We start from the raw sequence: 1249 nt of genomic DNA on the forward strand, positions 1-1249 counted from the left end.
ACCATCTCCTTCTGCAGGGACACTCGGTGGCGTTCACAAAAAAACGCGTGAAACGATGTTGCTTTGTGAAGCTGCAGGTTACGATGTTATCTTGATTGAAACGGTCGGTGTCGGGCAAAGTGAAACGATTGTACGCGGCATGGTCGATTTCTTTATGTTACTCGTTTTAACAGGTGCGGGGGACGAACTTCAAGGAATGAAGAAAGGCATTATGGAACTGGCCGATTTGCTGGTTGTGCATAAAGCGGATGGAGACAATTTGAAAATGTCGAAAAAGACAGTTGCCGAATATGAGCAAATTCTTCATTTCCTGCAACCTGCCAGTCTAGGCTGGACGACAAAAGCAATGCCTGTCTCTTCTATTGAAAAAATGGGAATACGCGAAGTTTGGGAAGTAATCGGTTCTTTTAAAGAAACGTTGACTAAATCAGGCGTTTTTGATGAACGCCGCCAGTCACAGACAAAAGAGTGGTTTCATACGATGATTTTGGATCGTCTAATGGATGAATTTTATGGAACCCCACAGACGAAATCGCTAGTGAAATCGCTGGAAAAAGAAATTTTACAAGGTGATTTGACCGTTTCACAGGCAGTTGAGCAATTATTTACAAACACGTCCAAAACCTAGATTTTGCGTGTCTATTAATGACCTGCTATTATTAATAGTGAAGTTTGAGAGGAGTTTTTCAAATGAACATGGATTTTAACTTATTGATGAATGATATAGTACGTCAGGCACGTGGTGAGATGGAAGCAAGTGGTTATGAGCAATTGACTTCTGCAGAAGATGTTGAACAAGCATTCGCCCGTCCAGGTACGTCTTTAGTGATGATTAACTCTGTATGTGGTTGTGCAGGCGGCATTGCTCGCCCTGCAGCAGCGAATGCAGTACATTACGACAAACGACCAAATCATTTAGTAACAGTATTTGCAGGACAAGATAAAGAAGCAACTGCTCAAGCTCGTATGTTGTTCGGGGATGATCATTTGCCATCTTCACCTTCATTTGTTCTATTAAAAGATGGACAAGCTGTTGCTGATATCGGTCGCCACGAAATCGAAGGACATGACCCAATGTCAGTCATCACACACATTCAAGCACTGTTTGAAGAACATTGTGACGAGCTATAAGGAAAGGAAGAGCACTTAGTTGGTGCTCTTTTTTCTTCTTTATTTATTGACTCTACACTTGTGGGTCTCACTCTTCACGTATATAGCTAGAAGATTATATTTGGTTACTCTAAATGCA

General features: G+C 41.6%; 2 protein-coding genes. Both read left to right on the plus strand.

Features of this window, described 5'->3' with window-relative positions; translation table 11 throughout:
* Window positions 1–628, plus strand: a 628-nt coding sequence (locus AC1DSB_RS19530; RefSeq protein ID WP_477587443.1) for a P-loop NTPase family protein, incomplete at its 5' end; no start/stop codon positions are given.
* A gap of 62 nt (window positions 629–690) precedes the next feature.
* Window positions 691–1131 carry a BrxA/BrxB family bacilliredoxin gene (locus tag AC1DSB_RS19535; protein WP_016426995.1) on the plus strand — a complete coding sequence of 147 codons (441 nt, stop codon included), beginning with the start codon at window positions 691–693 and terminating at the stop codon, window positions 1129–1131.
* Window positions 1132–1249 lie beyond the last annotated feature (118 nt).

Source organism: Paenisporosarcina sp. P4_E4_2 (assembly GCF_056401595.1).